The following is a 23,993-nucleotide window of genomic DNA, read 5'->3' on the forward strand; positions in this document are numbered from 1 at the left end:
CTCCAGCTTAGACAAAAGCCGCTGCTGCCTTTCCGGCCGCCCTTCCTGTGAAGAGGCAGCCGCCCAGGAATGTCCCTTCCAGTGCCCGGTAACCGTGGATGCCTCCGCCGCCGAACCCGGCAGCTTCCCCGGCCGCGTAGAGCCCTGGAATTGCCTGTCCGCTATCGTCCAGAACCCTCGAGGCCAAGTCTGTCCTTAAGCCGCCCAGGCTCTTCCGGGTCAATACCGAGAGCCGGATGGCGATGAGTGGCCCGTGCGCAGGGTCGGTCAGGCGGTGCGGGGGAGCCACTCGCATCAGCTTGTCGGTGGCAAACCGCCTCGCTGCCCTGATGGCCGCAAGCTGCGGGTCCTTGCCGAGCCCACTGGATACCTGCCGGTCCCGGGCGCTGACCAGGGACTCCAAGGACTCCCGCTGAATGAGGTCGCCTCCGGCCAGCTGGTTCATCTTCGACGCGAGCTGCCCGGGGGTGGCTGCCTGCAGGAAATCCACACCGCGGTCCAGGAACCGCTGAATGGGGGAGTCGTTTCCCGCCCTCAACCGCGACGCAAGGAGCCTGACGTCCTTGCCGGTCAGGTCAGGGTTTTGTTCCGAACCTGACAAAGCAAGTTCCTTGAGGGCGATGGTGCGGTTGAGGACAAACCACGAATGGCTGTGGCCTGTTGCCACAATGTGACGGAGGGCGCCCAGGGAGTCGTACCCCGGGAACAATGGCGCCGGCAGTTGATGTCCTTCCGCATCGAGCCACAAGGATGATGGCCCGGGAAGAATACGGATACCGTGCATCGGCCACACGGGATCGTAGTTGTGGATACCTTCGGGATAGTGCCACATCCTGTCGCCGTTGATCATGGCGCCGCCGACGGATTGCACCACTGAAAGGAATTTACCGTCTACTGAGGCGGGGACGCCGCTGAGCATCTCCGCGGGTGGTCGCCCTCCTGGCCATTGGCGTCGGACTGCCGCGTGGTTGGCGCCTATGCCCCCGGTTGTCACCACAACCGCTCCTGCCGCAGCCTCGAAGTCCCCAACGGGGAGCCTGGATGAGGCCTCGCCCCGCACCGCCGTCGACGGTTCCAGGACATCTCCGACGACGCCGGTCAGCGAACCGGCCGTGATGGTGAGGGCTGTCGCCCTGTGCCGGAAGTGAAGCGACACCCTTCCGGCTTCGACGCCCTCGAGCACCTTCCCCAGGAAGGGTTCCACCAGGGCTGGTCCCGTGCCCCAGGTGACGTGGAAGCGGGGTACTGAATTTCCATGGCCCTGCGGCCCGTACCCGCCCCGCTCTGCCCACTGGACCAACGGAAAGATGCCAACGCCGAGGCTTTTCAGCCAGGCCCGCTTCCCACCGGCGGCGAAGTCCACATAGGCCTCGGCCCATTGCCTGGCGTTCGAATCCACCGGTCGGTCGAAAGCCGCGGAGGCCAGCCAGTCGGAAAGTGCGAGGTCCGCGTTGTCCCGCACGCCGAGCCGCCTCTGCTCCGGCGTATCGACCATAAAGAGGCCGCCAAAGGACCAATGGGCCTGGCCGCCGACCGAGGCTTCCGGCTCCTGGTCCAGGACGGCCACCGTCTTGCCCGCTGCGTAGGCTGTGGCGGCTGCCACCAGTCCCGACAGGCCCGCCCCGACCACCACGACGTCGGCCGTGATCCTGCGGCTCGTGCGGGGATGACGCAGGTCACTGTTTTTAGGCGGCATGCGTACATGCTAGCGCCCGGCACAGTCATGGGTTTGGTGAGTCGTCCACGAACAGCAAAACTAAGACCATGCGTTTTTACCCCACATTCTTTAAGTTGGCCTTCTCCTGGATGGATGCCGAGAAGGCCCACAAGATCGGATTCCAGGGAATCCGTGCCGCCCACCGTACTGGCGCGGGGCGGGTCCTTGCCCGCATGACTGCCCCGGATGCCTCGCTCCGCACCGAGGCGCTGGGCCTGAGCTTTCCCTCGCCCTTCGGACTTGCAGCGGGTTTCGACAAGGAAGGCCACGGCATCGAGGCCCTGACGGAGCTGGGTTTCGGCCACGTCGAAGTGGGTACCATCACGGGCCAAGCGCAGCCGGGCAATGACAAACCACGCCTGTTCCGCCTGATAGAGGACCGGGCGGTCATCAACCGGATGGGATTCAACAACGACGGCGCCGCTGCGGTTGCGCCCCGGCTCAAGTCTGCTCGGGCTGCTTTGCAGAAAAGCCATCCTGATCTTCGGCCCATCATCGGGGTGAACATTGGCAAGACCAAGGCGGTGGACCTCGCCGCCGCCACGGCGGACTACCTGGTGAGCGCCCGGAGCCTCGCCCCCGCCGCAGACTACCTGGTAGTCAATGTCAGTTCGCCCAATACGCCGGGCCTGCGGTTACTGCAGAACGTGGAGACGCTGCGTCCTTTGCTGCGGGCAGTTGGAGACGCTGCCGACGAAGCCGCGGGGCGCCACGTACCGCTTCTGGTCAAGATTGCGCCTGACCTGTCCAACGAAGACATCGAGGACGTCGCCCGGCTTGCACTTGACCTCAAGCTGGACGGAATCATCGCGACCAACACAACGATTACCCGTGAGGGGCTTGTTTCCGGAAGTGCGAAGGTGGATTCCATCGGTGCCGGAGGTTTGTCAGGAGCGCCCCTCAAGGAGCGGTCCCTGGAGGTGCTTCGCAGGCTCAAGCAGGCCGTGGGCGATGACCTTGTGCTGATCGCGGTCGGCGGCGTCGAATCGGCCGAGGACGTCCACGAACGCCTTGAGGCCGGCGCCACCCTGGTCCAGGGCTACACGGCATTCCTTTACGAAGGCCCGTTCTGGGCGTCCCGAATCAACAAGGGCCTTGTAAGGCTTCGGCGGGGCTCAGGCCACTAAGACTGCGGTTAAGCGATGAAGACCCCGGACCATTGGTCCGGGGTCTTCATACGTTTGACAGGGGTTGGGGCCTTAGGCCGGGTACTGTCCGCGCTTCACCTGCGGCTTGGGCAGGCGGAGTTTGCGGAACTGAAGGGCTCGCATGCATCCGTACCAGACAGAGCCACGCTCCACTTCGCCGAACTTCTCGGTAAGTTTCTTCCGCAGCTTGCGGGAGAGGATGAAGGCATCGATGAATACAGCCAGGAACATGATCCAGAAGCCCACCAGGACGTAGCTGATTCCCGCGCTCGTGGTGGGAATGATCAGTGAAATGACAACGAACAACAGGGCACCAAACATCAGGTACTCGCCCAGGCTGAACCGTGCGTCGACGTAGTCGCGGACGTACCTCTTCTGGGGCCCTTTGTCCCGAAGTGGCAGGAATTTTTCGTCACCCGTATCCAGGGCCTGCCGCATCTTCTGGCGCTGGTCCTGGATGGCCACCCGCTCTGCTGCCTTTGATGCCTTACGGTCGGTGGGCACCAGAGGGCGCTTGCGGGCTGCTTCCTGGTCCTTCCGCTTGGGCGTGGGCGCGCCCTTTCCGGCTACGGGCTCCTGGGCGGTGGCATAGGCCTGGTCTACTACTGATTGAGCGCTGGGCTCTTCCTTTTTGCGTCCGAACACCCCTACAGAATACCCCGCACCAAGGTGGCGCAGGTTACGCCCCGGGTTGCCCATGCCCCAATGGCCACTCCGTGCCTGCCCCGCCGGGAGAACGCCCGGCGGTAAAGTGTGGCCCATGACTTCAGCACATGCGGAGACCCCGCAGAACAAGCCCCTGGACTCCGGCGCTACCCCGGTGGAGGCACTGACCCGGGCGGTCCATGACTCCTTCGATGCCACTCTGGCATCCTTGAAAGACCTGGTCGCCATACCGGGAATTGCCTGGTCCAGCTTCGACCCCTCGGAACTGGATAAGAGCGCCGAAGCTGTTTCCGCACTGGTAAAGGCAACAGGCATGGAGGACGTCCGCATCCTTCGTTGCGACAAAAGTGACGGCACCCCCGGCGGGCCCGCCGTCGTCGCGCGCCGTCCCGCGGCGGAAGGCAAGCCGACCATCCTCCTTTACGCCCACCACGACGTACAGCCCCCCGGAGACCGTGGACTGTGGGAGTCGGAGCCGTTCGCCGCTGAGGAACGTGACGGTCGGCTGTATGGTCGCGGTGCGGCTGATGACAAGGCAGGCATCATGGCCCACCTGGCGGCCTACAGTGCAGCAACCAAAGTCCTGGGCGAGGATTTCGGCCTCGGAGTGACATTCTTCTTTGAAGGCGAGGAAGAGGCGGGCTCGCCCACCTTCAGGACTTTCCTCGAGGAGCATCGCGAACTCCTGCGTTCTGACGTCATTGTTGTTGCAGACTCCAGCAACTGGAAAGTGGGCGTTCCGGCCCTGACCACCAGCCTGCGCGGCCTCGTTGACGGCACTTTTGAAGTCCGCGTGCTCGACCACGCGGTGCACTCCGGGATGTTCGGCGGCCCAGTGCTCGACGCCCCGACCCTCCTTTCGCGGCTCATTGCTACCCTCCACGATGAGGAGGGCAACGTCGCTGTTGCCGGTCTGGTGGGCCGGGACGAGGTGGCCGTGGACCTCGCCGAAGCGGACTATCGCGCCGACGCGTCAGTGCTCGACGGCGTGCGGCTCGCCGGGAGCGGTACCATCGCTTCCCGCTTGTGGACCAAGCCCGCCCTTTCGATCATTGGCATGGACGTTCCGGCAGTGGACGTTGCCTCCAACACGCTCATTCCGGCGGCGCGAGCCAAATTCAGCATGCGGCTGGCGCCCGGCCAGGACCCCGAGGCCGCCATGGACGCCCTGCGGCGGCACGTCGAGTCCAATGCTCCGTTCGGCGCCAAGGTGACCTTCACGCCGGGGGAGAGGGGCGATGCGTTCTCCACCGATACGTCATCAGCTGCGGCCCGTGTGGCCCTTTGGGCGCTGGGGGAGTCCTGGGGAGTGAAGCCTGTCGAGATGGGAATAGGTGGATCCATTCCCTTCATCGCGGACCTCCTGGAAATGTACCCGGAAGCCCAGATCCTGGTGACCGGGGTGGAAGACCCTGATTCCAGGGCCCACAGTGCCAACGAGTCACTGCATATCGGCGATTTCCGCCATGCTGTAGTCGCAGAGGCTCTCATGCTGGCCAGGCTCAATGCCGAGGGCCTCGCGGGCTGAACCGAAAGTGCAGGCCGGGAACAACCAAATGCCGCAGGTGGTTACGTCAGGAGTTATAGCTAAGCGTCTGCGCGACGTAGCATTAGCTATAACCCGTACGTAATTGGGTAAGGGCAGGCAGCGTCCCGGCGCCGCCGCCAAGAGCTTCATAAGAAGGTAGGCCAATGAGCACTGCAACCAACGAAAACAGCACCGGAACGCAGGTCGTCGCCAACGACGAACTGGCCACGCACGAGGTCAATCTGACCGACGTCGCCGCAGGCAAGGTCCGCAGCCTCCTCGAGCAGGAAGGGCGCACCGATCTTCGGCTGCGCGTTGCAGTCCAGCCCGGCGGATGCTCCGGCTTGATCTACCAGCTCTACTTCGACGAGCGCCTGCTCGACGGCGACGCCGTGCGTGACTATGACGGCGTCGAGGTCGTGGTGGACAAGATGAGCGTTCCGTATCTCAGCGGCGCAAGCATCGACTTCGAAGACACCATCTCGAAGCAGGGCTTCACCATTGATAACCCGAACGCGGGCGGCTCCTGCGCCTGCGGTGATTCATTCCACTGATGTGAGCCGTCGCTGCACGTCGGCGCCACTTCCGACGCGGTTAAACGCGTTGGGAGCCACGGCGCCGACATGTGCGCGAAAACCGCTTGATAGCGGTAAGCTCTACATCGGGTAGTAAAACTTTTAGTGTGCCCGGTGAGCCTTCGGCCTGCCGGGAGACAGCAACAAGAGGAAGGGCCGTCTGTGAGTTCGCAGAACCGAACCGGCAGCCGACGCATAAAGATCACCTCGATCACTGGCTTGGCAGTCGCCGGCGCGTTGGTTTTGACCGGATGTTCACCAGAGGTAGAGAAGGGTTGGCTGCCAACAGAGCGCGGCACGACCAACCACACTGACCGGATCATGGACCTCTGGGTCAACTCATGGATCGCCGCCTTGGCAGTCGGTATCATCACGTGGGGCCTCCTGGTCTGGTGCATCATCGCGTACCGTCGCCGCAAGGGCACCACGGGATTCCCCAAGCAGCTCAGCTACAACCTGCCGCTTGAGGTCTTCTACTTGACCATTCCGCTGTTCATGGTGCTGGTGTTCTTCTACTTCACCGACCAGGACCAGCGTGCGATCGATGACCGTTCGCAGCCTGCCGACGTCGTTGTTGACGTCCGCGGCAAGCAGTGGGCTTGGGACTTCAACTACAAGAAGGGCGAGGTCGTCAACGAGGACCTCCACGAGGCCGGCGTCCAGGCCCACCTGACCGGCAACGATGTCGACAAGGAACTCCTCCCCACGTTGTACTTGCCCGTTGGCAAGTCCGTGGACCTGGAGCTGAACTCCCGCGATGTCATCCACTCATTCTGGGTTCCCGCATTCCTCCAGAAGCGCGACATGATCCCTGGTAAGACGAACTACATCAGGTTCACCCCCACCAAGGAGGGCACCTTCGATGGCAAGTGTGCCGAGCTCTGCGGTGAATACCACTCCGAAATGCTCTTCCGAGTCAAGGTTGTCTCCGAGTCTGAATTCCAGTCGCACATGGACAAGCTTCGCCAAGAAGGCAACACGGGTCTCCTCGGTGCGGAATACGACCGCAACCCGAACCTGAACGAATCCAAGTAAGGGGAGCGACGTGGCTACGTACACTCAATCCGCGCCGGGGGTTCTTGAAGCTCCGGTAGTACCCAAGTCCAAGGGACGCATCGTCGTCAACTGGATCACTTCCACCGACCACAAGACCATCGGGTACATGTACCTCATTGCGTCCTTCGTGTTCTTCTGCCTCGGTGGTGTCATGGCCCTGCTGATCCGCGCCGAGCTCTTTGAGCCCGGCATGCAGATCCTGCAGACCAAAGAGCAGTACAACCAGATGTTCACGATGCACGGCACCGTCATGCTGCTGATGTTCGCAACCCCGCTGTTTGCGGGCTTCGCCAACGTCATCATGCCGCTGCAAATCGGTGCTCCGGATGTCGCCTTCCCGCGTTTGAACGCCTTGGCCTTCTGGTTCTTCCTCTTTGGTTCCACCATCGCCGTCTCAGGCTTCATCACCCCCCAGGGTGCTGCGTCATTCGGTTGGTTCGCCTACGCTCCGCTGTCGAACACCACGTTCAGCCCTGGTGTAGGTGGTGACCTGTGGGTCTTTGGCCTCGCGCTCTCAGGCTTCGGAACCATCCTTGGTGCCGTCAACTTCATCACCACCATCATCTGCATGCGTGCACCGGGCATGACCATGTGGCGTATGCCGATCTTCACCTGGAACACTCTCGTGACGGCTATCCTCGTCCTGATGGCCTTCCCGCCGCTGGCAGCTGCCCTGTTCGCGCTCGGCGCGGACCGTCGCTTCGGTGCCCACATCTTTGACCCCGAAAACGGCGGCGCCGTTCTCTGGCAGCACCTCTTCTGGTTCTTCGGACACCCCGAGGTGTACATCATCGCCCTGCCGTTCTTCGGCATTGTTTCCGAGATCTTCCCCGTGTTCAGCCGCAAGCCGATCTTCGGCTACAAGGGCCTCGTGTACGCCACCATCGCCATTGCTGCACTTTCCGTCACCGTGTGGGCACACCACATGTACGTGACCGGTTCGGTGTTGCTGCCGTTCTTCGCCTTCATGACCATGCTGATCGCGGTACCGACGGGCGTGAAGTTCTTCAACTGGATCGGAACGCTCTGGCAGGGCTCCATCACCTTTGAAACTCCTATGCTCTGGAGCATCGGGTTCCTGGTCACCTTCCTCTTCGGTGGCCTGACGGGCATCATCCTGGCGTCGCCGCCGCTCGACTTCCACGTCTCGGACTCCTACTTCGTGGTGGCGCACTTCCACTACGTGGTCTTCGGTACGGTTGTGTTCGCCATGTTCGCAGGCTTCTACTTCTGGTGGCCAAAGTGGACGGGCAAGATGCTCAACGAACGCCTTGGTAAGATCCACTTCTGGCTCCTGTTCCTTGGTTTCCACGGCACGTTCCTCATCCAGCACTGGTTGGGTGTTGAAGGCATGCCGCGTCGTTACGCCGACTACATGCCGCAGGATAACTTCACCTGGATGAACCAGTTCTCCACTATCTCCTCCTTCGTACTGGGCGCCTCGCTGCTGCCGTTCTTCTGGAACGTCTACATCACCTGGCGCAGCAACAAGAAGGTTGAAGTTGATGATCCTTGGGGCTTCGGTGCCTCGCTGGAGTGGGCTACGTCCTGCCCGCCGCCGCGCCACAACTTCACCTCCTTGCCCCGTATCCGCTCCGAGCGCCCGGCACTGGACCTGCACCACCCCGAGTTGGCTCAGATCCACACCGCAGAGGCCCCGTCACCCGCAGCAGCTGTTTTGGGTAACGCCGACCAGAGGGACGTCAACAAATGAAAATTGAATCGTGGCTCTTCGGAGCCGGAGTCTTCTTCTTCGTCCCCGTAGCCATCGCCTATGGCTTCCTGACCAATTGGTCTGAGTGGGTCGGCGTCCTGGGAATCCTCTTGGTCGGTGGCCTTGCGGGCATGATCGGCGCATACCTTGGTTTCACCGGCAAGCGTGTCGGCATGCGTCCGGAAGACCGTCCCGATGCAGAGGTTCACGAGGGCGCAGGCGAACAGGGGCACTTCAGCCCTTGGAGCTGGTGGCCGCTGGTTCTCGGCCTTGCCTGCGCAGGCGGCTTCCTGGGTCTCGCAGTTGGTTTCTGGATCACCTACGTTGCCGGTGGTCTGGCCTTGGTGGCACTCATTGGCTGGGTCTTTGAATACAGCCGTGGCGACCACGCACACTAGCAGCACCTGAGAACAAATAGAGGGCCCCACCGAAAGGTGGGGCCCTTTCTTTTAACATCGTTCCAAGGTTTCGCAGTGTTGCTCGCCTGCTCGGCGCACCGGGATGCTGGATGTCCGTTCAGTGACCCTCAGAGGCCTCCAGAACGGACGAAAGTTGCGCCAGGGCATTCTCGATGCTTGAGATACTGTGCTCGTCAGCGAGGGCCTCTGGAGCTACTCCGAGGAAAACCTCGCAGCCGTGGGCAAAGTCCTCTGTCATGACCTCCAACAATGAGCGTGCGTCAACAGCACGACCTTCCCGTTTCCGAATTGTCACTGGCAGCCCGGTCTCCGTGACAGCACGAACGAATACGGCGGCGGCCCGCGCATGCAGTCCGATCCCGGCAGCGACGTAGGTCTTCAGCTCCGGCAACCTCAACTCCTTTGTTACGACGGATGCTCCGCGTGAAATGATCCATATAAGCGTAGCTGCCCCAGCCGTTACCAGTAGGTACCGAAGGCAGTGGTCTAGACCTGACGTGCCAGTGAATTATCCTTAAGCCATGACTCACATGATGGATAGCAGCCGTGCCTGAAGCGGCGAGTATCGCTGGAGATATCGACCGGACCAGCGGAACACCCATCTACATCCAGCTACGCGAAATCCTCCGGACCTTCATCGCACAGTCCTGTCCGCCCGGGTCTTCGCTGCCGTCCGAGAGGGACCTTTCCGAACGTTTCGGCTTGGCCCGAATGACCGTGCGCCAAGCAATTGACGCCTTGGTCGGCGAAGATGTCATAGAGCGCGTCGTCGGCCTCGGAACCTTCGTGAAGAAGCCCAAACTTGATCTCCAGGTGAAGTTGACCTCCTACAGCGAGGAGATGCAGCGACGAGGCATGGTTCCGGCCGCCAAGGTCCTCAGCTTTGAGCAGATCGCAGCAAGTGCCTTCCTGGCGCGCGAATTGCAACTGGATGAGGGTACGCCGCTGGTGCGGTTCCGACGCCTGCTGTTGGCAGATAACGAGCCAATGAGCGTTGATGAGAACTTTATCCCAGCCCACCGCGTCCCCGGCTTGTTGGATGAGGCCCCACCCACATCGCTCTATAACGTCCTGAGCGAACGTTTCGGACTGGTCATGGAGTGGGGCGAGGACATGATTGAGGCCACCGCCGCGTCACCGTCCACGGCACGCCTTCTCAAAATCGACGTCGGTTCGCCCCTCCTAAAGATCCAGCGCCATGCCTTTGTGGCCCGGGCGATGGTGGACTACTCCGTGTCGTATTACCGGGCAGACCGATACAAGCTGTGGGTACCCCTCCAGCGTCCTGGCGTCCGTCCTACCCGTAATTACTCGTCGGGCTACAGGACGCCCTAAGCGACGACGCCAGCCAAAGCCGGCCCACCGCCGTCGTTGCTGTACCGGTGTGCAGGGCACGCAAAAGCCCGGCTGGAGAAATCCAGCCGGGCTTTTTACGTGATCTGGCAGAGGCTACTAGGCGCTAGTGGCTCAGGCTCTTCTGGTCTTCACCGGAGGTGATTGCTTCATGGTGGCCATGAGCGTGTGCTGCTTCCAGTTCGGCCGGAGTTGCCGGTGCGACCCGGTCCTCGAAGAACCACTTGGAGAGTGCCGCGCGGCGCTTTTCCTGACGGGTGACCACACCGTGCTCGTTAGGCTGGGCCGGCAGGGGAGCAGGCGACTCGAAGCCAACCAGCTTGTATCGCTTGTACTCGTCCAACGGGGCGTGAACCTCGATGAACTCACCGTGCGGGAGGCGCACAATGCGGCCGGTTTCGCGGCCATGGAGTGCAATTTCGCGGTCCTTGCGCTGGAGAGCCAAAGCGATCCTCTTGGTCACGATGAACGCGATGATCGGGCCAATGAAGAACAGCGTGCGGAGCCAGTACGTAACGTCGTTCAACGACACGTGGAAGTGGGTTGCAATGAGGTCGGAACCAGCCGCTGCCCACATAACGCAGTACCAGGTGAAGCCTGCAACGCCGATTGCGGTACGCGTTGGAGCGTTACGCGGACGGTCGAGGACGTGGTGTTCCCGGTTGTCCTTGGTGATCCAGCGTTCGATCCAGGGGTAGGTAAACAGAACCGTGAAGATGATGCCGGCAGGCACGAGGGCCGGGAGCAGCACGTTCAGGGTCAGGGTGTGGCCAAAGACGATCCACTCGAAGTGGAAGTTGTTCACAACACCTGGCATGAGACGCAAGGCGCCGTCGACGAATCCGATGTACCAGTCAGGCTGCGTACCAGCCGAAACGGGCGAAGGATCGTACGGGCCGTAGTTCCAGATCGGGTTGATCGTGAATGCTGCAGCCATCAGGGCCAAGACGCCGAAGACGATGAAGAAGAATCCACCGGCCTTGGCTGCGTATACCGGGCCGAGGGGGTAGCCGACGACGTTGCCGTCATTACGGCCGGGGCCGGGGTACTGGGTGTGCTTGTGTACGACCACCATGAAGAGGTGGATGACAATCATCAGGAGGATAAGTGCCGGCACCAGCAGGATGTGCAGTACGTAGAGTCGGCCAATGATGGCCGTTCCCGGGAATTCTCCACCGAAGAGGAAGAACGAGATGTAAGTACCAATCACCGGGATGGACTTGATCACGCCGTCGATGATGCGCAGGCCGTTACCGGACAGCAGGTCATCAGGGAGCGAGTAGCCCGTAAAGCCGGCTGCCATGGCAAGAATCAGCAGGACGCCGCCCACTACCCAGTTCATTTCACGGGGCTTGCGGAACGCACCGGTGAAGAAGACACGCAGCATGTGAACGCCGAGTGAGGCCACGAACAGCAGTGCTGCCCAGTGGTGGACCTGGCGCATGAAGAGCCCGCCACGCACATCGAACGAGATGTTCAGCGAGGAGTTGTAAGCGACCGACATCTCGACGTTGTACAGCGGGGTGTACGAGCCCTGGTAGTGGGTCTCCGCCATGGACGGATCGAAGAAGAACGTCAGGAAGGTACCCGACATCAAAAGGATGACGAAGGAGTACAGTGCCACTTCGCCAAACATGAATGACCAGTGGTCCGGGAAGACCTTCCGGCCGAACTCACGCAGGATGCCGGAGCCGCCTACGCGCTCGTCAACGAAGTTGGTGAAACTACCAACCTTGGTTTTCGGAACGAAGGGGGCTTCAGCTGTTGATGAGGCGCTCATGCTCGTCACGCTCCCAGTAACTCGGTCCTACAGGTTCTCTGAAGTCGCTGGTGGCGACGAGGTAGCCCTCTGCATCAACTGCGATGGGCAGCTGGGGGAGCGGACGGCTGGCCGGCCCGAAGATGACCTTGCATTCCTGCGTAAGGTCGAACGTGGACTGGTGGCAGGGGCACAGGAGGTGGTGCGTCTGCTGCTCGTAGAGAGCAACGGGGCAACCAACGTGCGTGCAGATCTTGGAGTAAGCAACGATGCCGTTGTAGCTCCAGTTTTCACGGCCCTTGGAGGGGTTCAACGAGTTCGGGTCGAGGCGCATGAGCAGGACAACTGCTTTTGCCTTTTCATTCAACTTGCCTTCGTGCAGCTCGTTGAGTCCCTCGGGAATCACGTGGAATGCCGAACCAATGGTCACATCGGATGCCTTGATGGGGGTGCCATCAGGGTCACGGGTGAGTCGCTTCAGCTTGTCGCCGTCGGGTGCCCACATGGTGTGTGCAAGGGCTTTGTCCGGACGCGGACCCAAATCGCCGAAAATGGCGAGGGCCGGCAGGGGAGCCAATGCTACGGCACCAAGGAGGGTGTTGCGGATCAGCGGACGGCGCTTGATGCCCGTCTCCTCCACGATGTCGTCGACGATACGGACCGCAGCCTGGCGGTCTTCCTCGGTGCGGATGGCGTGACGCTCTTCCGACACTTCATGATCGGGCATCAGGGCCTTGGCCCAGTGCACGATGCCCGTTCCGATACCCAGCATGGCGAAAGCCGTTCCCAGGCCCAGAAGGAGGTTTTGGGTGCGGATGGTCGCAATGGTGGTGTCGTCGCCCAAATCGATGGCGAAGTACGCCACCAGGAAGACCAGCGTACCGATGACGGAGGTGCCAAACAGAATGGCTACCTGACGCTCGGCGCGCTTCGCGGCTACCGGGTCCGTGTCAGCCAGGCGCAAACGATGCGGAGGAAGTCCAGGATCCTGGAACTTCTCCACCTCATTCTGACCAGCCGTAGCTACGGTGCCCGAGTGGTTCGGACTGCCGTCACTATGGTTGCCCATAATTCGCCTCATCCTTCTCTCGTTGTCTCGGCCGGGGCCGAGTTATTTTCAGTTTCAAACTGCTGACTGTGCAGCAGAAGTTTCTTGCCTGCAGGCTAGGACGTGCGGGACGTCAACCAGATGGTGAAGGCGATGATGACACCCAGGCCGGCAACCCAAACAAAGAGGCCTTCGGATACCGGACCAAGGGAACCAAGTTCAGCTCCACCGGGCGATCCATTGGCTTCAATCGTCTTCAGGAAGGTGATGATGTCGCGCTTGTCTTCAGGCGTGACGTTCGAATCGTTGAAGACGGGCATGTTCTGCGGGCCCGTGACCATGGCTTCGTAGATGTGGGCTTCGGTGACACCTGCCAGGCCGGGAGCGAACTTGCCGCGGGTCAACGCACCGCCAGCGGCTGCTGCGTTGTGGCACATCGCGCAGTTGACGCGGAAGAGCTCGCCGCCCTTGGCTGCGTCTCCCTTACCGTCGAGGAGCTTTTCCTCGGGAATTGCCGGACCTGCACCGAGGGAGGCAACGTAAGCAGCGAGCTGCTTGGTCTGTTCCTCATTGAACTGGGCGGGCTTCTTCTGGGCCTGGGGGCCGCTCATCTGCATGGGCATACGACCGGTACCAACCTGGAAGTCAACAGCAGCAGCACCCACGCCGACCAGCGAGGGGCCGTCGTTGGTTCCGCTTGCACCCATGCCGTGGCAGGTGGCGCAGTTGGCGGCGAAAAGTTTTCCGCCTTCTTCTACGTCACTGGCGCTGTAGCTAGTGGTGTCGGCCTTGGCCTGGTTGACGGTTGTGGCAACGGCGTAGAGCCCACCAGTGAGGAGGAGGCCCATCAACAGCAGCGCTATGGCTGCCAGTGGGTGACGTCGCTTCTGCGAGAGTGCCTTCACGTGGTGGTTCCTTTTTTCGATCCTGCGTCGGCTCCGGGAGCCGCTTCTTTAAATTCTGCCTCTTGTAGAAAAAGAGTCAAAGCTGGGGCTTACTTGAGGACGTAGATGACCAGGAAGAGGCCGATCCACACGACGTCGACGAAGTGCCAGTAGTAAGAGGTGACGATTGCCGACGTCGCTTCGAAGTGTCCGAACTTCTTGGCTGCAAAGGCGCGTCCAATGATGAACAGGAACGCGATCAAACCGCCGATGACGTGAAGGCCGTGGAAGCCTGTAGTCATGTAGAAGGCGGAGCCGTAGGCGTTGGACGACAGGGAAACATGCTCGGAGACGAGCATGGCGTATTCCGTGGTCTGGCCGGCTACGAAGAAGGCACCCATGATGAACGTGAGGACAAACCATTCCGACATGCCCCAGCGGGTGAACTGAAGCGGCCTGCCGGTCCGGCGGGGCTCCAGCCGCTCGGCGGCAAAGACGCCCATCTGGCAAGTAAAGGAACTAGCCACAAGGACGATGGTGTTGACGAGCGCAAACGGGAAGTTGAGCTTGGCCGTCTCCTCGGCCCACATCGTTCCCGATGTGGAGCGCAGGGTGAAGTACATGGCAAAGAGGCCGGCGAAGAACATCAACTCACTGGACAGCCAAACTACGGTTCCAACAGAAACCAAGTTGGGGCGGTTCAGCGTCGGGTGCGCCGGGGTACTGGGGGCATGGGTCGCAGATGTCACAAGGACATTATGTCTGTAAAAGTCCAGAGTTCCCAATGCAAACCACCGATTCGGGAGACTTTTTCTACAAAGACGCGAAATCGCGCGGAAAAGTTCCCGGCCCGGTTCACATTGGTCATCGGCGTGGCTGGCTCGATAGCATCAGGGAGTGACTTCTCCGGCATCGGCACCTGCAGCCAGCAACACCTGGCCAGGGCTCATCTCAGCACTGATCAACGGCGACGACCTTGCGGTGGCCAACACCGAATGGGCCATGAACACGATCATGTCCGGTGAAGCCACGCCGTCGCAGATCGCCGGCTTCCTTGTGGCCTTGCGTGCAAAGGGCGAGACGGTCGAAGAGCTGGCCGGCCTTGTCGAGGCCATGGTCCAGCACGCCAATCCCATCGGGATCACCGGGGAGAAGCTGGACATCGTTGGAACGGGAGGGGACCGCCTCAATACGGTCAACATATCCACCATGGCCGCGCTCGTTGCTGCGGGTGCGGGTGCAAAGGTGGTCAAGCACGGCAACAGGGCGGCATCGTCGACGTCCGGTTCTGCTGATGTCCTGGAAGCCCTGGGCGTGCGCCTTGACCTCTCGATCGAGCAGGTGGCCCGGAACGCCGAAGAGGCAGGAATCACGTTCTGTTTTGCCCAGGTTTTCCACCCTTCATTCCGTCACACGGCCGTCCCGAGGCGGGAGCTGGCCGTTCCAACAGCCTTCAATTTCCTGGGGCCGATGACCAACCCGGCCCATGTGCAGGCATCTGCTGTTGGTGTGGCCAATGCCAGGATGGCCCCGTTGGTTGCCGGAGTACTGGCCCGGCGTGGAAGCCGCGGATTGGTGTTCAGGGGTGACGACGGCCTGGATGAGCTCACGCCCACCGGGCCGTCCACGGTATGGGAAATCAGGGATGGAGCTGTTACGGAGCAGGTCTTCACTCCTGCGGACCTGGGAATAGGTCCCTCCAGCGTGGCCGATCTGCGGGGCGGTGACGCCGCAGCCAACGCTGCCGTTGTCCGGGAGATCCTCGACGGTAAGGGCGGGCCCGTGCGTGACGCTGTTCTCCTGAACGCGGCAGCAGGGCTGGTGTCCTTCGACCTTCAGGCCCAGGGCAGCCTGGTGGAGCGGATGGGTGCCGCCTTCGCCCGCGCAGCTGAATCTGTTGATTCGGGTAAGGCAGCCGCGGTCCTGGAGAAGTGGACGGCGCTCAGCCAGAGCTGACAGCTGACCCGGTTCTGTTTATTCGAAGCCGAGTGCGAATGCCGCATCGAGGTCGTGCTGCGAATACGCGCGGAACGCGATGTGTGTGGTGGTGTGGACCACAGAATCAACCTTTGAAAGCTTGTCGGCGATAACGTCGGCTAGCTCTTCATGCTTTGAAACCCTGGCCACCGCGATCAAGTCCCATTCGCCCGTGACGGAGTAGACCTCGCTGATGCCCTGGATGGCGGAGATTTGCTCGGCCGTCTCCGGGATGCGCGAGGCGTCGGTCTTGATCAGGACGAAAGCAGTGATCACGTGGGGCCCTTCCGGAAAAGCATCATTGCGGACGCTTTCCAGCCTAGTGCATCCACCATGTCCCGGGCTGGATCACACCCGGCTGCGCCCCTTGCGCACGACCCGCACCACCAAGGCCACCAGCGCACGGTATCCAAGCAGGAAAACAGCGAGGCTGATCAGTGCTACCACGATGAACGGCAGTACGACTGTCTGCCCGGTGGCTGCCCTCAGGAGCATTCCCACCACTACCGTGCCCAGCCAGACGCCCACGCCGACCGGCCATAGGGAGAACGGCGCCCGCCATGCACGCAGGACCATCCATGCGATGGCGGCGCCGGCAAGGAAGGGCCACGCCGTGGTGAAGGCCCCGAGGACAATGTCGCCACGGGCATGAGCATCGCGACCAATGGCTGCGAAGACAAGAATCAACAAAAGGTCGGCGATTGCGGCCGGAAGCCACGGCTTGGATGGGGAAGGCATGCCTCCGACATTAGCGGCCATTGCGGTCAGGCGGGAATTCGCTCCGGGCCATTGTGGGGGTGAAAGCCCCGGTATTAGCCTCGGACGGGGGACAAGGAGTTCCCCGGTTCCTTGGAGGGATGGCAGATGCAGAAGATTTCCACCTGTTTGTGGTTCGACGGCCAGGCTGAGGAGGCAGCGGAGTTCTACACTTCCACGTTCGACAATTCGTCCATGGGCGAGGTTATGCCTGGGCCCGGCGGCAAGGCACTCACCGTGGAATTCGAGATCGAGGGCAGGCAGTTCATGGGCCTCAATGGTGGCCCATTGTTCAAGTTCACTGAGGCGGTTTCCATGGTGGTCAATTGCGACTCCCAAGAGGAAGTGGACCGCTATTGGGATGCCCTGCTCGTCGGGGGAGAAGAGAGCCAGTGTGGTTGGTTAAAGGACCGGTTTGGCCTTTCGTGGCAAGTTGTTCCCACTGGTATGGCCGGGATCCTCAATGGGCCGGACCCGGCAGGTTCCCAGCGCGCCATGGAAGCGATGATGAAGATGCGCAAGCTCGACATCAACGAGCTCCAAAGGGCTTACGACGGCGTTGAGTAACCATGGGGGACAGGCGCCGGACGCGCTGCTAGCATGTGCGCAGGGTGCCGTATTCACGCACCTGGCAACCATGAGGAGAACCGACCGATGACAACGCGCCTCAACCCATACATCTCATTCCGGGACAATGCCCGGGACGCAATCACGTTCTACGAATCCGTCTTTGGCGGTGAGCTGAACATCAGCACTTTCGGTGATATGCCGGGGAGTCAGGACCCGGCCGAAGCCGATAAGGTCATGCACGCCATGCTGGTCACTCCCGGCGGCCTGACCCTCATGGCAGCTGACACGCCGAACGGCATGGAATACAACCCCGGCGACAACATTTCTGTATCCCTTAGCGGTGACGCATCAGACGAAGCTGAGCTGCGTGGCTTCTGGGACAAGCTCGTCGACGGTGGTACGGTCACCGTTCCGCTCGAATCGGCGCCCTGGGGCGACACTTTTGGAATGTGCGTCGACAAGTTCGGTATCAACTGGTTGATCAACATCGCAGGAGAACAGCAGCAGCAGTAGCTCCACGATCCCGCCTTCACTGGATGCCCCGCCCGGATTCCCGGAGGGGCATCCAGGTGGCTTCAGCCGATCCGCCGGCCGTCCGCGGTAAGTCGCTTGCCCATGTGTTTTGGTGTGCGCAACACGATGGAGCGGTCCATGATCTCGGCGAAAGGAAGCCTTTCGCCGAGCTGCCGTTCCAGGACTGTCATGTCCTCGATGCGGCGAAGCCAGACCATCATCAAGATGGAGTACAGCCCAGCAGTGGTGGCTACGAACCGGACCTCCTGGAGGCCCACGAGTCGTCCGGCGACTGCTTCAACCTGCGTGACGGGAACGCGCAGGAAGTACCACACTGATACAGGCCAGGGGGCATAGGCGCGGGCCACCTCCAAGCGCACAATGAGGCGCTTTTCGGCAAGGAGCGCTAAGAGGGCGTTCTTCGCGCGGACAGGGCTGATACCGGCACTCTTGGCGATGTGGGCGACGGACGCGCGGCCGTCGTGGCGCAGAATTGCGGCAACGGCATTTTCCACTTCTGAAGGAACACCCCGCTGGGCTGCAGTGGGCTGGGGGAGTCCAAGTTCGAGCCGGGCGATTTCCCTTTCCTGCAGCGAACGCAATCTCCACTGCTGCGCGTCCGCGAGCAGCCTGATGCCGCGGTGGGTACGGGTAGTCTTGACGCCGGCAATGGAGGGGAGCCTGTCCAGGACAAAGCGGCCCAGGTCAGCATCGGACTGGCAAAGGCAAGTCAGTACGAGGTCCCGACCGCCGGCGGTCTGGTCGATCGACAGGACCTCGTCATCATCCGCGAGGTCCGCAGTGGCGGAAGCAATATTTGCAGGCGCGCAATCAATCTCGATGATGGCGCCGGTGTATTTCGCTCCGGGCCCCCGATAGGCCGTGATCCAGGCCAGCCCGGCGCCTTCCAACGCACTCCAGCGCCTGGCCAGTGTCACGGCGTCGGCTCCGACTACAGGAGCCAAAGCGGCCCACGGAGCACGGGGACGGATCTGGAGGGCGTGCAGAAGCCGAAGATCCCGCTCGTCGAGATGATATTCCTGCATTTTTCCTGCTCTTTCAGCAAAAAACCTGCGTTTTGAGTGTATTCAACCACCTATTGCCTAGGTTTGGGGCCGCCCCACTGAAAGGCCCATCCCATGTCCACTCAAACCGCCGACCCGGCTGCCATCACTGCGCAGGCTCATGCCGCCGACGTACGGAAAGCGTGGGGGAGAGGTGGGGCTGCGCATCCGGCCGATGGAAGCTGGTCCGATGCCTTGTTGGTGTCCGCTGTACGTCGGGGGGACCTCGCGGCGTTCGCCGGGCTGTACCGTCGCCACGTGGCGGTGGCCGGTTACGTGGCCCGCGCGGAGTGCGACCCCGGCAACGATCCGGACGACGTCGTGGCAGAAGCCTTTGGCTCGGTGTTTGGATCACTGGCCAAAGGAGGCGGGCCCCGCGAGTCGTTCCAGGCGTACCTGACGACAACTGTCAGGCGAATTGCACATCGGCGCAACATCCAGGGCCGACGACGTGCAACGCTTGGTTACGGCAGCGCCATGGATTCCCTGGTTCTCAGCGAGGACTCGACCATCAAAGCTTTCGAATCCACGACCCTGATGAGGGCCTTCCACTCGTTACCTGTGCGATGGCAGGCGGTCCTGTGGTGCGTGGAAGTTGAAGGCCTGAAACCTGCGGCAACCGCGCGGGTCATGGAACTGAGCCCCAATGGAGTTTCTTCGCTGCTTATCAGGGCGCGTGAAGGGCTCCGGCAGGCGTATCTCCAACAACATGTGAAAGTATCGCCGGACGATCCATGCATCGATTTTTCCCGACATTTGGGCAAGTTCGTCAGGAACGCTGTTTGTAGGGCCGCGCGGCAAAGGCTCGATCACCACGTGGCCGTGTGTCGTCGCTGCCATGAAGCATTGCAGGATCTCAAGGAGATCCACGAGGCTATGGCTAGTGACTGAGGGGAGCCCCGATTCATCTTTACTTTACATAATGTAGATTATCGGCACTTAATGTCGAGAGCCGGAAGTGGGTGCCCTTAGGTCCCGACAGTTCCCGGATTGCCCAAGCGCGACGCGGCTTTCTTCTGAATCTCCGCAGCTCTGGTTGAGTAGTCGGCGATGGTCCGCAGTTCGTCGTCGCTGTACTCCTCAAGAAGGCGCCCGAGTCCGTCCATGAAGTCGACGAAATACGATGTCGCAGCGGTGACCTGGTCGCCGATCAGCTCGATCAGTACCTTTCGTTTGTCCTCGTCGCTCCGGACCCTTCTGGCGACTCCCTTGGCCTCCAGCCGTTGCATGAGGCCGGTGACTGAGGCAGGCGCCAACCCTGAATGCTGTCCGAATTCCCCTGCTGTCATGGGCCCAAAGCGCAACAGGATATCAATGGCTTTTCCCTCCGTGGCGGACAACCCGCGCAGCTCGGACAGCTTGGTGTGGAACATGACGGCGGCCGTCGAAAGCTCCCTTCCGGAGGTGAAAACCGCTTCCACCAGGGCTTGCCGGTGGGCGCTGTGCTTGGCTTCGGATTCCATGCGACGAGGCTAGCAAGTTATTTCGTTTTCCCGAAAGGATTGCTCTCTGCATGCCCCAGCGATATATTTCGTTTGTCCGAACGAAATAAAATGGAGCGCGACATGATGAACTGTTTGGTCATTGGAGCTGGGATCGCCGGGTTGGCCTCCGGATTTGCACTACAGAAAGCCGGACATCGGCCGGTCATCTTTGAAGCCTACGACGCACCCTCCGACGGTATTGGCGGCTTCCTCACAGTTGCCGTCAACGGCTTTGACGCGTTGGAAACACTTGGCCTCAAAGACGACGCCTGTCGCTTGGGTTTCCCCACTCCCCTGATGTCCATGTACCTGGGCAGCAACGGGAAGCACCTCATCGACTTCGACTATGGCGGCTCCTTGCCGGACGGCACCACCGCCCGAACCATGACCCGCTCGGAGCTATACGGCATGTTCCGTGAAGAGGCCAGCCGACGCGGCATTGGCATCGTCTACGGCAAACGGCTCACCGCGGTGGAAGAACGGCCCGACGGCGTGACCGCAGTTTTCGCCGACGGAACCTCAGCCGCCGGAGACGTCCTGATCGGTGCCGATGGACTCAAGTCGAAGGTGAGGGACCTCATCGACCCCTCCTCCCCTGCGCCCAGGAACATTCCGCTGCTCAACACCGGCGGCATCGTGCCAGCCGGAGTCCTCCCCCCGGGAATGATCGATGTGGAGGTTGGCCGCATGAAGATGGTTTTTGGAAAACGCTGTTTCTATTGCTACATGCGGGATCCCGACGGGCGGGTGTGGTGGTTCGCCAACCCGCTGGAACGGTCCTCGGAAGATCCTGCCACTTTGGATGCCGGGGCCCGCAAAGCGTGGCTGACACAGCTCGTGGAACGGGATCGCACACCCATGGCTGCGATCGTTGCCGCGACTGAGGACGTCATCCGGCCGTATAGGACCTCCGACTTTCCGGGCATCCCGCACTGGTGGCGCGGAAGACTGGTCCTGGTGGGAGACGCCGCCCACGCGGCATCGCCGTCCTCCGGGCAAGGAGCGTCCATGGCCATAGAGGACGCCGTCACGTTGGGGCGCGCCTTGCGTGGCGCCGGGCTGGAGCCGGTGCCTGAAGCCCTGGCCCGTTACGAAGCCGAACGCAGGAACCGGGCGGAGCTGGTGGTCCAGTGGGGGCGACGGAATGCAGCACCGAAGATCAGGGGCCAATTCAAGCGGGTGTTCGAGGACCTGGCCCTGCCGCTGGTATTCCGTGCCCTCTCACGCAAGTCCGCTGACAATTTCGACTGGCTGTATCACCACCACATCGACTGGGAGACGGCAAGCACCGTGGGCTCCTGACGAAGGGACGTACCAGCGAATTGACCAAGAGCTCAGGCACCCACGTAGGCCGACAAGTGCTTCCCCGTCAGCGTCCCCTTGGCGGCCACCAGGTCGGCCGGCGTTCCGTTGAAAACAATCCTGCCGCCGTCGTGCCCTGCACCCGGGCCAAGGTCGATGATCCAGTCCGCATGTGCCATGACGGCCTGGTGGTGTTCGATAACAATGACCGATTTGCCGGACTCGACCAGGCGGTCAAGCATGCCAAGGAGGTTCTGGACATCGGCCAGGTGCAGGCCGGTAGTTGGCTCGTCAAGAATGTAGATGTCGCCCTTCTCGGACATCTGGGTGGCCAGCTTGAGCCGCTGGCGCTCTCCGCCGGACAACGTAGTGAGAGGCTGTCCGAGTGTCAGGTAACCGAGTCCGACGTCGGCCATGCGTTCCAGGATCTTGTGGGCTGCGGGAGTGCGGGCGTCACCCTCGGCGAAGAAGCGTTCGGCATCGACCACGGACATTGCAAGCACTTCTGCAATATTGCGCTCCCCGAGGGTGTATTCCAGGACAGCCGCCTGGAATCGTTTCCCGTCGCATTCCTCGCAGGTCGACTCGACAGTAGCCATGACGCCAAGGTCGGTATAGATCACGCCGGCTCCGTTGCACGTGGGGCATGCGCCTTCCGAGTTGGAACTGAAGAGCGCCGGCTTGACTCCGTTCGCTTTCCCGAACGCCTTTCGAATCGGTTCCAATAAGCCCGTGTACGTAGCCGGGTTACTGCGGCGTGAACCCCGGATGGCACCCTGGTCGATGACCACGACTCCTTCACGGGAGGCTACTGAGCCGTGGATCAGGGAGCTTTTGCCCGAACCAGCCACGCCGGTCAGGACGCAGAGGACGCCCAGGGGGATGTCGACGTCGACATTTTTGAGGTTGTTGGTGGACGCGCCACGGACTTCGAGTTTGCCGGATGCGGGACGAACGGAGGCCTTGATGGTTGCCCGGTCATCGAGGTGGCGACCCGTGATCGTGTCGCTCCCCCGCAACCCCTCAACGTCGCCCTCAAAGCAAACGGACCCTCCACCGCTGCCTGCGCCGGGTCCAAGATCGACCACGTGGTCGGCAATGGCGATGGTTTCGGGCTTGTGCTCCACAACAAGAACGGTGTTGCCCTTGTCCCGCAATTGCAGCAGGAGTTGGTTCATGCGTTCAATGTCGTGCGGGTGCAAACCGATTGTTGGTTCGTCGAAAACATACGTGATGTCTGTCAGGGAGGATCCCAGGTGGCGGATCATTTTGGTCCGCTGCGCCTCGCCCCCGGACAGGGTGCCCGCCGGGCGATCCAAGGAGAGGTAGCCAAGGCCGATTTCGGCAAAGGAGTCCAGGAGGTGCTGGAGCCCCTTCAACAGCGGAGCAACGGAGGGCTCGTCGATGCCCCGGATCCAATCGGCGAGATCACTGATCTGCATGGTGCAAACATCCGCGATGCTCTTGCCCTTGATCTTCGACGACCTGGCCTCCGGACTGAGCCGGGTGCCATCACACTCGGGGCAGGTGGTGAAGGTAATGGCCCGTTCAACAAAGGCGCGAATGTGGGGTTGCAGGGCGTCGACGTCCTTGCTGAGCATCGACTTTTGGATCTTGGGGATCACGCCTTCGTAGGTGAGATTGATTCCCTCAACCTTGATTTTTGTGGGTTCGCGGTAGAGAAGGTCGTGGAGTTCCTTTTTAGTGAACTTGGCGATCGGCTTGTCCATGTTGAAAAAGCCCGAACCGCTGAAGATACGTCCGTACCACCCGTCCATGGTGTAACCCGGGATGGTGAGCGCGCCTTCGCTGAGTGACTTCGTGTCGTCATACAGGGCCGTCAGGTCGAAATCGTTGACCGATCCCATGCCTTCGCAGCGGGAACACATTCCACCCAGCCGGTTGAAGGTGGCCTTTTCCGTCTTGGTCTTGCCTTCGCCGCGCTCCACGGTGATGGCGCCGCTGGCCTTCACCGTTGGGACGTTGAAGGAGTAGGCGTTGGGCGAACCGATGTGCGGATGGCCGAGGCGGCTGAAGAGGATGCGGAGCATCGCATTGGCATCCGTGGCCGTGCCGACCGTGGACCGCGGATTGGAGCCCATCCGTTCCTGATCGACAATGATCGCCGTTGTGAGGCCCTCAAGCATGTCGACGTCGGGCCGCGCCAGGGACGGCATGAAGCCCTGCACGAAAGCACTGTACGTCTCGTTGATCATTCGCTGGGACTCCGCGGCGATGGTTGCGAAGACGAGCGAACTCTTTCCGGAGCCGGAGACACCCGTGAAGACCGTGAGCCTGCGCTTCGGGATCTCGATGGTGACGTCCTTCAGGTTGTTCTCACGTGCACCCTGGACCCTGATCAGATCGTGGGTGTCGGCGACGTGCGACGCGGGAGATGATGTGTGCGTGCCCGTGGCGATACTCATGATTTCTCCATCTGTTAGGCGGCGTTGCCCAACA

The 23,993-nt window shown here is 61.5% G+C and carries 24 protein-coding genes; 12 read left to right on the plus strand and 12 right to left on the minus strand.

Annotated elements, in window-relative coordinates:
* Positions 1-7: 7 nt before the first annotated feature.
* Complete coding sequence (locus tag NEK97_RS01025; RefSeq protein WP_257368038.1) at positions 8-1,696, minus strand: FAD-binding dehydrogenase; 1,689 nt, start codon at positions 1,694-1,696, stop codon at positions 8-10.
* Positions 1,697-1,764: 68 nt separating this feature from the next.
* Here NEK97_RS01025 and NEK97_RS01030 point away from each other — a divergent pair, with 68 nt between their 5' ends.
* Entirely contained in the window at positions 1,765-2,844 is a 1,080-nt protein-coding gene (locus tag NEK97_RS01030; protein WP_257368039.1) for a quinone-dependent dihydroorotate dehydrogenase, read from the plus strand.
* Between the two features lie 72 nt (positions 2,845-2,916).
* On the opposite strand, the gene NEK97_RS01035 is transcribed toward NEK97_RS01030, so the two are convergent.
* Entirely contained in the window at positions 2,917-3,510 is a 594-nt protein-coding gene (locus tag NEK97_RS01035; protein WP_257368040.1) for a DUF3043 domain-containing protein, read from the minus strand.
* Positions 3,511-3,625: 115 nt separating this feature from the next.
* On the opposite strand from NEK97_RS01035, the gene NEK97_RS01040 reads away from it, so the two are divergent.
* The 5 genes from NEK97_RS01040 to NEK97_RS01060 all read left to right on the plus strand — a co-directional run bounded on the left by NEK97_RS01040 (position 3,626) and on the right by NEK97_RS01060 (position 8,802).
* Positions 3,626-5,059 carry a dipeptidase gene (locus tag NEK97_RS01040; RefSeq protein WP_257368041.1) on the plus strand — a complete coding sequence of 478 codons (1,434 nt, stop codon included), beginning with the start codon at positions 3,626-3,628 and terminating at the stop codon, positions 5,057-5,059.
* Positions 5,060-5,223: 164 nt separating this feature from the next.
* A complete protein-coding gene (locus tag NEK97_RS01045; RefSeq protein ID WP_211712345.1) occupies positions 5,224-5,613 on the plus strand; it encodes an iron-sulfur cluster assembly accessory protein in 390 nt (129 codons plus the stop codon).
* A gap of 183 nt (positions 5,614-5,796) precedes the next feature.
* Positions 5,797-6,669 carry a cytochrome c oxidase subunit II gene (coxB, locus tag NEK97_RS01050; RefSeq protein WP_235520699.1) on the plus strand — a complete coding sequence of 291 codons (873 nt, stop codon included), beginning with the start codon at positions 5,797-5,799 and terminating at the stop codon, positions 6,667-6,669.
* 10 nt (positions 6,670-6,679) lie between these two features.
* Positions 6,680-8,404, plus strand: coding sequence for a cytochrome c oxidase subunit I (gene ctaD, locus NEK97_RS01055; protein ID WP_235520698.1), 1,725 nt, complete (start codon positions 6,680-6,682; stop codon positions 8,402-8,404).
* A complete protein-coding gene (locus tag NEK97_RS01060) occupies positions 8,401-8,802 on the plus strand; it encodes a cytochrome c oxidase subunit 4 (protein ID WP_257368042.1) in 402 nt (133 codons plus the stop codon). The genes ctaD and NEK97_RS01060 overlap by 4 nt, the downstream gene beginning before the upstream one ends.
* A gap of 118 nt (positions 8,803-8,920) precedes the next feature.
* Here NEK97_RS01060 and NEK97_RS01065 read toward each other — a convergent pair whose 3' ends face one another.
* The gene (locus tag NEK97_RS01065; protein ID WP_257368043.1) at positions 8,921-9,214 is read right to left on the minus strand and encodes an HPr family phosphocarrier protein; all 294 of its coding nucleotides are present in this window, start codon (positions 9,212-9,214) and stop codon (positions 8,921-8,923) included.
* 155 nt (positions 9,215-9,369) lie between these two features.
* On the opposite strand from NEK97_RS01065, the gene NEK97_RS01070 reads away from it, so the two are divergent.
* The gene (locus NEK97_RS01070; RefSeq protein WP_257368044.1) at positions 9,370-10,158 is read left to right on the plus strand and encodes a GntR family transcriptional regulator; all 789 of its coding nucleotides are present in this window, start codon (positions 9,370-9,372) and stop codon (positions 10,156-10,158) included.
* A gap of 124 nt (positions 10,159-10,282) precedes the next feature.
* Here NEK97_RS01070 and NEK97_RS01075 read toward each other — a convergent pair whose 3' ends face one another.
* The 4 genes from NEK97_RS01075 to NEK97_RS01090 form a co-directional block, all read right to left on the minus strand.
* On the minus strand, positions 10,283-11,956 hold the full coding sequence (locus NEK97_RS01075) for a cytochrome bc complex cytochrome b subunit (RefSeq protein WP_257368045.1): 1,674 nt from the start codon (positions 11,954-11,956) through the stop codon (positions 10,283-10,285).
* Positions 11,934-13,004, minus strand: a complete 1,071-nt coding sequence (locus tag NEK97_RS01080; protein ID WP_235522055.1) for a ubiquinol-cytochrome c reductase iron-sulfur subunit — start codon at positions 13,002-13,004, stop codon at positions 11,934-11,936. Before NEK97_RS01080 ends, NEK97_RS01075 begins: the two co-directional genes overlap by 23 nt.
* A gap of 95 nt (positions 13,005-13,099) precedes the next feature.
* Complete coding sequence (locus tag NEK97_RS01085; RefSeq protein ID WP_257368046.1) at positions 13,100-13,888, minus strand: c-type cytochrome; 789 nt, start codon at positions 13,886-13,888, stop codon at positions 13,100-13,102.
* Between the two features lie 89 nt (positions 13,889-13,977).
* Complete coding sequence (locus NEK97_RS01090; protein ID WP_255774424.1) at positions 13,978-14,652, minus strand: heme-copper oxidase subunit III; 675 nt, start codon at positions 14,650-14,652, stop codon at positions 13,978-13,980.
* A 112-nt stretch (positions 14,653-14,764) separates the two neighbouring features.
* On the opposite strand from NEK97_RS01090, the gene trpD reads away from it, so the two are divergent.
* Complete coding sequence (gene trpD / locus NEK97_RS01095) at positions 14,765-15,823, plus strand: anthranilate phosphoribosyltransferase (RefSeq protein ID WP_257368047.1); 1,059 nt, start codon at positions 14,765-14,767, stop codon at positions 15,821-15,823.
* Between the two features lie 18 nt (positions 15,824-15,841).
* Here the strand turns inward: trpD and NEK97_RS01100 are convergent, their stop codons facing one another.
* Both NEK97_RS01100 and NEK97_RS01105 read right to left on the minus strand, forming a co-directional pair.
* Positions 15,842-16,120: an Lrp/AsnC family transcriptional regulator gene (locus NEK97_RS01100; protein ID WP_257368048.1), complete on the minus strand. Its 279-nt coding sequence runs from the start codon at positions 16,118-16,120 to the stop codon at positions 15,842-15,844.
* Between the two features lie 72 nt (positions 16,121-16,192).
* A complete protein-coding gene (locus NEK97_RS01105; RefSeq protein WP_257368049.1) occupies positions 16,193-16,582 on the minus strand; it encodes a DUF3054 domain-containing protein in 390 nt (129 codons plus the stop codon).
* A gap of 126 nt (positions 16,583-16,708) precedes the next feature.
* On the opposite strand from NEK97_RS01105, the gene NEK97_RS01110 reads away from it, so the two are divergent.
* A complete protein-coding gene (locus tag NEK97_RS01110) occupies positions 16,709-17,167 on the plus strand; it encodes a VOC family protein (RefSeq protein ID WP_257368050.1) in 459 nt (152 codons plus the stop codon).
* An 87-nt stretch (positions 17,168-17,254) separates the two neighbouring features.
* Positions 17,255-17,683 carry a VOC family protein gene (locus NEK97_RS01115; RefSeq protein ID WP_257368051.1) on the plus strand — a complete coding sequence of 143 codons (429 nt, stop codon included), beginning with the start codon at positions 17,255-17,257 and terminating at the stop codon, positions 17,681-17,683.
* 62 nt (positions 17,684-17,745) lie between these two features.
* Here the strand turns inward: NEK97_RS01115 and NEK97_RS01120 are convergent, their stop codons facing one another.
* Positions 17,746-18,729, minus strand: coding sequence for an Lrp/AsnC family transcriptional regulator (locus tag NEK97_RS01120; RefSeq protein ID WP_257368052.1), 984 nt, complete (start codon positions 18,727-18,729; stop codon positions 17,746-17,748).
* A 93-nt stretch (positions 18,730-18,822) separates the two neighbouring features.
* Here NEK97_RS01120 and NEK97_RS01125 point away from each other — a divergent pair, with 93 nt between their 5' ends.
* On the plus strand, positions 18,823-19,638 hold the full coding sequence (locus NEK97_RS01125) for an RNA polymerase sigma factor (protein ID WP_257368053.1): 816 nt from the start codon (positions 18,823-18,825) through the stop codon (positions 19,636-19,638).
* Positions 19,639-19,715: 77 nt separating this feature from the next.
* Here the strand turns inward: NEK97_RS01125 and NEK97_RS01130 are convergent, their stop codons facing one another.
* Entirely contained in the window at positions 19,716-20,210 is a 495-nt protein-coding gene (locus NEK97_RS01130; RefSeq protein WP_257368054.1) for a MarR family winged helix-turn-helix transcriptional regulator, read from the minus strand.
* Between the two features lie 102 nt (positions 20,211-20,312).
* Here NEK97_RS01130 and NEK97_RS01135 point away from each other — a divergent pair, with 102 nt between their 5' ends.
* Positions 20,313-21,533 carry an NAD(P)/FAD-dependent oxidoreductase gene (locus tag NEK97_RS01135; protein ID WP_257368055.1) on the plus strand — a complete coding sequence of 407 codons (1,221 nt, stop codon included), beginning with the start codon at positions 20,313-20,315 and terminating at the stop codon, positions 21,531-21,533.
* A 32-nt stretch (positions 21,534-21,565) separates the two neighbouring features.
* Here the strand turns inward: NEK97_RS01135 and NEK97_RS01140 are convergent, their stop codons facing one another.
* The gene (locus NEK97_RS01140) at positions 21,566-23,959 is read right to left on the minus strand and encodes an excinuclease ABC subunit UvrA (RefSeq protein ID WP_257368056.1); all 2,394 of its coding nucleotides are present in this window, start codon (positions 23,957-23,959) and stop codon (positions 21,566-21,568) included.
* Positions 23,960-23,993 lie beyond the last annotated feature (34 nt).

It is taken from the genome of Paenarthrobacter sp. UW852 (assembly GCF_024608385.1).
GTDB lineage: Bacteria > Actinomycetota > Actinomycetes > Actinomycetales > Micrococcaceae > Arthrobacter.

Excerpts from the sequence above, each read along its gene's own strand:
- NEK97_RS01120 (WP_257368052.1), bottom strand. The coding sequence starts at position 18,729 with ATGCAGGAATATCATCTCGACGAGCGGGATCTTCGGCTTCTGCACGCC.
- NEK97_RS01130 (WP_257368054.1), bottom strand. The coding sequence starts at position 20,210 with ATGGAATCCGAAGCCAAGCACAGCGCCCACCGGCAAGCCCTGGTGGAA.
- NEK97_RS01115 (WP_257368051.1), top strand. The coding sequence starts at position 17,255 with ATGACAACGCGCCTCAACCCATACATCTCATTCCGGGACAATGCCCGG.
- NEK97_RS01080 (WP_235522055.1), bottom strand. The coding sequence starts at position 13,004 with ATGGGCAACCATAGTGACGGCAGTCCGAACCACTCGGGCACCGTAGCT.
- NEK97_RS01125 (WP_257368053.1), top strand. The coding sequence starts at position 18,823 with ATGTCCACTCAAACCGCCGACCCGGCTGCCATCACTGCGCAGGCTCAT.
- NEK97_RS01135 (WP_257368055.1), top strand. The coding sequence starts at position 20,313 with ATGATGAACTGTTTGGTCATTGGAGCTGGGATCGCCGGGTTGGCCTCC.
- NEK97_RS01140 (WP_257368056.1), bottom strand. The coding sequence starts at position 23,959 with ATGAGTATCGCCACGGGCACGCACACATCATCTCCCGCGTCGCACGTC.
- NEK97_RS01110 (WP_257368050.1), top strand. The coding sequence starts at position 16,709 with ATGCAGAAGATTTCCACCTGTTTGTGGTTCGACGGCCAGGCTGAGGAG.
- NEK97_RS01060 (WP_257368042.1), top strand. The coding sequence starts at position 8,401 with ATGAAAATTGAATCGTGGCTCTTCGGAGCCGGAGTCTTCTTCTTCGTC.
- NEK97_RS01030 (WP_257368039.1), top strand. The coding sequence starts at position 1,765 with ATGCGTTTTTACCCCACATTCTTTAAGTTGGCCTTCTCCTGGATGGAT.
- NEK97_RS01040 (WP_257368041.1), top strand. The coding sequence starts at position 3,626 with ATGACTTCAGCACATGCGGAGACCCCGCAGAACAAGCCCCTGGACTCC.
- NEK97_RS01075 (WP_257368045.1), bottom strand. The coding sequence starts at position 11,956 with ATGAGCGCCTCATCAACAGCTGAAGCCCCCTTCGTTCCGAAAACCAAG.
- NEK97_RS01025 (WP_257368038.1), bottom strand. The coding sequence starts at position 1,696 with ATGCCGCCTAAAAACAGTGACCTGCGTCATCCCCGCACGAGCCGCAGG.
- NEK97_RS01105 (WP_257368049.1), bottom strand. The coding sequence starts at position 16,582 with ATGCCTTCCCCATCCAAGCCGTGGCTTCCGGCCGCAATCGCCGACCTT.
- NEK97_RS01045 (WP_211712345.1), top strand. The coding sequence starts at position 5,224 with ATGAGCACTGCAACCAACGAAAACAGCACCGGAACGCAGGTCGTCGCC.